This window comes from Elusimicrobiota bacterium (assembly GCA_028718185.1).
Classification (GTDB): domain Bacteria; phylum Elusimicrobiota; class UBA8919; order UBA8919; family UBA8919; genus JAQUMH01.
In genome coordinates, this window is the sequence record JAQUMH010000008.1 from 119,475 (window position 1) to 125,508 (window position 6,034).

7 protein-coding genes are annotated in these 6,034 nt (G+C 35.5%); all 7 read left to right on the top strand.

The features are described from left to right. The first annotated feature begins 20 nt into the window (after positions 1-20). The 7 genes from PHE88_10105 to PHE88_10135 all read left to right on the top strand — a co-directional run bounded on the left by PHE88_10105 (position 21) and on the right by PHE88_10135 (position 5,871). Entirely contained in the window at positions 21-698 is a 678-nt protein-coding gene (locus PHE88_10105) for a hypothetical protein (GenBank protein MDD5688169.1), read from the top strand. A gap of 44 nt (positions 699-742) precedes the next feature. After that, positions 743-1,786, top strand: a complete 1,044-nt coding sequence (locus tag PHE88_10110) for a PDDEXK nuclease domain-containing protein (GenBank protein MDD5688170.1) — start codon at positions 743-745, stop codon at positions 1,784-1,786. Between the two features lie 177 nt (positions 1,787-1,963). Continuing rightward, entirely contained in the window at positions 1,964-2,914 is a 951-nt protein-coding gene (argF, locus tag PHE88_10115) for an ornithine carbamoyltransferase (protein MDD5688171.1), read from the top strand. Between the two features lie 83 nt (positions 2,915-2,997). Next, positions 2,998-3,765: an endonuclease gene (locus PHE88_10120; protein ID MDD5688172.1), complete on the top strand. Its 768-nt coding sequence runs from the start codon at positions 2,998-3,000 to the stop codon at positions 3,763-3,765. Positions 3,766-3,897: 132 nt separating this feature from the next. Beyond that, complete coding sequence (locus PHE88_10125) at positions 3,898-4,212, top strand: divalent-cation tolerance protein CutA (protein MDD5688173.1); 315 nt, start codon at positions 3,898-3,900, stop codon at positions 4,210-4,212. After that, entirely contained in the window at positions 4,209-5,210 is a 1,002-nt protein-coding gene (amrS, locus tag PHE88_10130; GenBank protein MDD5688174.1) for an AmmeMemoRadiSam system radical SAM enzyme, read from the top strand. The genes PHE88_10125 and amrS overlap by 4 nt, the downstream gene beginning before the upstream one ends. Before the next feature lie 115 nt (positions 5,211-5,325). Continuing rightward, on the top strand, positions 5,326-5,871 hold the full coding sequence (locus PHE88_10135) for a Maf family protein (GenBank protein MDD5688175.1): 546 nt from the start codon (positions 5,326-5,328) through the stop codon (positions 5,869-5,871). The last annotated feature ends 163 nt before the right edge of the window (positions 5,872-6,034 follow it).

Consider the following 6,034-nt stretch of genomic DNA (forward strand, 5'->3'; position numbering starts at 1 on the left):
TCTCGAAACGAGACTAATATATGAAAAAACTGCTTCTATTATTTGGTTTAATTACTTTAACTGGTTCTGCCGGGGCTGAATATATGGCGGGGGACCATGAACTCTTTCTTACTCCTACTGCGTATACCATGCCGAAAGGGGCGTCTTACTTTTCCGATTATGAGGTTGCAATAATTAATTACACTTATGCTGTAACATCGCGGACACATGTTGGAGTATTTTCATTTTTCCCGATAAACAAGGAAGTCCTTGAGACGGCGGCAATAGGAGTCAAGCAGAACTACTATTCTTCCGAACAGACCGGTTGTGCTTTCTGGGCTGCGGGTATACCTAAAAATAAGATTTATAATTTAGGTAATGTGGTAAGTTTTGGGAAAAAGGAAAAAAGTCTTCATATTGCAGTAAGTGCTGTGTATTTCGACAATAAAGACGAGGTATTGAACTCTGACGAGAATTTCAAAAGTCATCGATGGTCATTTACTTATACGATAGGTTACCGCAAAGATTTGTCGGAAAAGACTTCATTGATTGCCGAGTACTCGTATGTATCCGCCGAAGCTGACGCTGATTTATTATGTGTGGGTCCCCGTTTCAGGACGAACAAAATCGCCTGGGATATTGCTGCAGCAAGACCGGTCATTACCGAAGCGCCCGGGCTGATATTGCTTCCTATTCTTAAAGCTACTATCACGTTCTGATTGAAATTATTTTGAGAAAGTTTAATTCTCACGGAGAAATTGATATGAAGAAAAAAGGAGATATTTTGATTCTTGATAAAAATTATGTTTCATTCTTAAACGAAATTAAACAGAAAATCACCTTTGCGAGAGTGCAGGCAAGCCGGCAGTTAAACAAAGAATTAATAAAATTGTACTGGGACCTCGGGAAAACAATTATTGAGAGACAAAAACAATATGGATGGGGACACGGTATTGTTGAAAAATTAGCTAGTGATTTAAAAAATGAATTTCCTAATTTACAGGGATACTCAAGTCGTAATCTATGGGATATGAGAAGATTTTATGATACATACAGGGAATCATCAATTCTGCGACAGCTTGTCGCAGAAATACCATGGGGACATAATTTGATGATTTTAAACAAAATATCCAACATGAAAGAAAGAGAATATTACATTAAAGCATCATCGGACATGGGTTGGTCCAGGAATGTTCTTCTTAACCAAATAAATGCGGATGCATATGGATTATCGGCAAAAATTCCAAAACAACATAACTTCCCAAAAACTTTATCGGTTCATCTTTCGGAACAGGCGGACGAATCACTGAAAAGTGTTTACAATTTAGATTTTCTCGGCATAACAAAACCGGTTTTGGAAAGGGAACTTGAAAAACGACTTACTGAAAAAATTAAACACTTTCTACTTGAACTTGGTTCGGGATTTTCATTCATCGGCAATCAGTATCGGCTTGAATTAGATGGCACTGAATATTTTGTTGATTTATTGTTTTTTAACCGCAGAATTAAATGTCTCATTGCCGTAGAACTTAAGACAGGCAAATTTCAGCCAGAGTATGCCGGGAAAATGGATTTTTACCTCAATCTATTAAATGAACAGACACGATTAAAAGATGAAAACCCGCCAATAGGTATTATTTTATGTGCTGATAAAAGCAATATAACCGTTGAATATGCTTTAAGAAGCGTTAAAAATCCTATAGGAGTATCGCAGTATCATTTAACGACAAAACTTCCCGCGGAACTTAAAAAAATATTACCTTCAGAAAAAGAAATGAAGAATCGGCTTTTAGAAGAAATTAAGTAAAAAATGGGGTCAGGTTCTACCCCACCACTAACCCGTAAGCGGGCGAGCACTGAAGCTTTGGCGGGCAAGGATTGAAACATGAAAAAAGATTTTAGTGCAAGTATGAGAGTAAGTATCAATCAAAATCAATAAATATTTTCTTGTTTTTTTAATAGTTTTTGATATAATATAACCGTTATGAAAGCCAAGCATTTAATTTCAATTACTGACTTAGAGAAAGCGGATATTCTTGAAATTTTTAAGGTTGCAGATTACCTTAAAAACAAACAAAAGCAGAAAAAGAGATATATTCCGCTTCTTGGTCAGACTCTTGCAATGATTTTTGCAAAACCATCCACAAGAACAAGGGTTTCTTTTGAAACCGGCATGTTTCAATTGGGTGGAATTGCGATTTTTCTAAGAGGAAAAGAACTGCAAATGGGCAGGGGTGAAACTATTGCCGATACTGCAAGAATACTTTCCAGTTATGTTGACGGGATTATGATAAGAACTTACGAACATAAAGACCTTCTTGAATTCGCTAAATATTCGGCAGTACCTATAATAAACGGTTTAACAGATTTAGAACATCCTTGCCAGGTTTTAAGCGATGTTTATACTATAATAGAGCAGAAATTGAATGTCAGGAAGTCTGCATTTAAAACAGGGGATTTGGCAAAGCTTAAAGTTGTGTTTATAGGTGACGGCAATAATGTATTAAATTCGTTAATGCTTTTATGTGCTAAACTTTGCATGAATTTTACTGTGATAACGCCTTCCGGTTACGAACCCAAGAAAGACGTTACCAATAATGCTATTGATATTTCTGTAAAATCCGGTGCTAAAATTGTAATTTCCAATAATCCGGAAGATGTAAAAGATGCAGATGTTATTTATACTGATGTTTGGACTTCCATGGGGCAGGAAAGCGAGAGAGATAAGCGGTTAGCTGTTTTTAAGCCATATCAGGTAAATAAGGTGTTATTATCAAAAGCGAAAGCCGATTGTCTTATTATGCATTGTCTTCCAGCGCACAGGGGTGAAGAAATAACAGAAGAAGTTATTGAAGGTAAGAATTCCATTGTGTTTCACCAGGCAGAAAATAGGCTCCATGTCCAGAAAGCTATAATGGTTTTATTGATGAAGTAATGGAGTTTCCCCCCCCAGTTCCGATAAATCGGAACTAAACGGGGGGGTATTTTTTCGCAGAAAACCATTTGATTTACCAAGAGATGAATGCGAAAAAATTATACAAAAAACTGTTTAAATATTTTGGTCCGCAGGGCTGGTGGCCTATTGGCGGTGTCTATAATCCTCAGAAAAAGTCTTTTTCCCAAAAAGAGAAATTTGAAATAATGGTCGGAGCAATACTCACCCAAAATACCGCGTGGAATAATGTTGAAAAAGCTCTTTCGAATTTAAGAAAAGAAAAATATTTAGACCTTGAGAAAATTTCCAAAACAAATTTAAAAAAACTGCAATCTTTAATAAAACCATCAGGTTTTTATAAACAAAAATCAGTCCGGCTTAAAAATTTTGCGAAATATGTTCTTTCTCCTTCACCAAATACCCCGCAGCTTGCTGCGGGGATAAAGGGGAGAAGAACCCCCACGTCTAGTTTTGTCATAGACAAAACTGTGGGGGGTGGTACTTTGATACCGCGAGGAAATTCATTTACCCGATTTTTAAGTATTTCACGAGAAGAATTACTTTCACTTAATGGAGTGGGACCGGAAACAGCAGATTCAATTCTTCTGTATGCGCTTAATAAGCCGTATTTTGTAGTGGATGCTTATACAAAAAGGTTTATAAATCGTTTCGGTATATTTAAAGGCGATAAATATGAAGAAATCCAAAGTTTTTTTGAAAAAAACATTCCACAAAGTACAGAAGTATACAAAGAATACCACGCTTTGATTGTTGCGCTTGCAAAGAATTTTTGTAAAAAGCGACCGGAGTGTGAAAATTGTCCGGTGATGGTAGATTGTAAAAAAATGTGACATAGGTTTTATGGGTTTTATACAAATAATGTAGTCGCAGACCCTTGGTCTGCTCACATATGGCATTTATGGCACGCCAAGGGCGTGCAACTACAACTGTAATAGAGGATGGATAGGTGAGTGAGGAATAAAATGAAATATGCGGTGGTTTTTGTTACAGCGGCAAATGATAAGGAAGCGAAAAAAATTGTCGAAGATGTTGTAAAGGCAAAATTAGTTGCATGTGCGAATATTGTTGGGAAAATTAATTCAATATACTGGTGGCAGGGAAAGAAAGAAAGGGCACCGGAAGTTCTTTTGATAATGAAAACGAAAATATCGTTGGCAAAAAAACTTATTAAAAAAATTAAAATGATACATTCTTATAAGGTTCCGGAAATAATTTTTCTGCCGATAATAGCAGGTAATCCTGATTACCTTAAATGGATTGGGGAAGAGACAAAATGAAAGAAGCGTTATATTTTGAAGTTTATAATAAAGAAAAAAAACTTGTAAAGTGTAATTTATGCCCGTGGTATTGTATTATTGCTGATAGTAAGGTTGGGAGCTGCCATGTAAGAAAGAACGTTGACGGTAAACTATATTCATTAATTTACAGTAAATTTACTTCTGTCTCAATGGACCCGATAGAAAAAAAACCGCTTTACCATTTCTATCCCGGGAGCGAAATTTTATCTGTTGGGACTCTCGGCTGCAATTTTCACTGTCAGTTTTGCCAGAATTTCGAAATTTCACAGGCAGACTTTGATGAAAATTTAATCAAAAATGTTTCTTCGTCAGATATTATTGCACTTGCCAAGCAGTATAATTCTATAGGGCTTGCTTATACATATAATGAGCCGTTGATAAATTATGAATGGCTTAAAGAAACTATGGTTGAAGCAAGAAAATATGGATTAAAAAATGTGATAGTGTCCAATGGATATATAAACGAAGAGCCGTTTGTTAATATTGTAGAAAATATTGATGCGGCAAATATTGACGTTAAATCATTTAGGGATGATTTTTATAAGAAATACTGCGGCGGGAAACTCGCTTCTGTTTTAAGGACAGTTGAAATAATGGTGAAAAAGAAAAAACATGTTGAAATTACCAATCTGCTAATTCCGGGGCTTAACGATTCTGATGAAGAAATTTCCGATTTGGTTGATTGGATTTGGTCATTAGGCGAGGAAATCCCGCTCCATTTTTCAAGATATTTCCCATGCTACAAGATGACAGTCAAGTCGACGCCGTTTTCTACACTTGAAAGAGCAAGAAAAATTGCCATAAAAAAACTGAAATATGTTTACCTTGGAAATGTTTTAGAAGCTGAATATAACAGGACCTATTGTCCAAAATGCCAAGAAGTCCTTATAGAAAGAAAAGGTTATAATATAAAAAAAGTCGGCTTAAAAGACGGATGTTGTAAAAAATGCGGACAAAAGATGGGATTAGAGTCGTAAAGGCGTAGATTCGTGAGATAGTGGGATGGTGGGATAGTGGGATAGTGGGATTGTTGAGTCGTAGAGTCATAGACACAAAGACACTAAGACGCAACGACGCAGTCCTCTCTAATATATGAAAAAATTCATTCTTGCTTCTAGTTCGCCTCGTCGAAAAGAGATATTATCTGATGCGGGATATAAGTTTAAAATTGCCCACCCGAAAATATCGGAGGATATATCTTTTAAAAATCCTGTTAAAATAGTAAAAGGGCTTGCTTTAAAAAAGGCGAAAGCTGTAAATCTCAAGGGGATAATTATTGGGGCGGATACGATTGTTGTTTTAAAAGGTGAAATAATAGGTAAGCCCAGGGATAAAGAAGAAGCAAAAGAAATTTTGACAAAACTTTCCAATTCAAAGCATTATGTTTACACAGGTGTTGCAATATTGGATACGAATATAAAAAGACAGATTGTTGATTATGAAAAAACAGAAGTGCAATTCAAAAAGCTTTCAAAAGAAGATATAGAATTTGCCTGTTCAAAACATCTTGATAAAGCAGGCGCTTATTCCGTACAAGAAAAAAATGATTTTTTTGTTAAAAGTATAAAGGGGGACTACTTGAACGTTGTCGGGTTCCCTTTGAAAAAATTTAAAGATATGTTAAAGAAGCTAAGATAAGCGACTTTGTCGCAAGATTACACATATGATAACATTGTTGTCATTGCGGGCTTAATAGTACTAAAATGTTGTTTTTTTAATGGTTTTTTAAATAAATATACCATTTCAAATAAGCAATTTTATGTTTTTCAGATAAGCCTCTGTGTCTTTGAAAATCTGATTT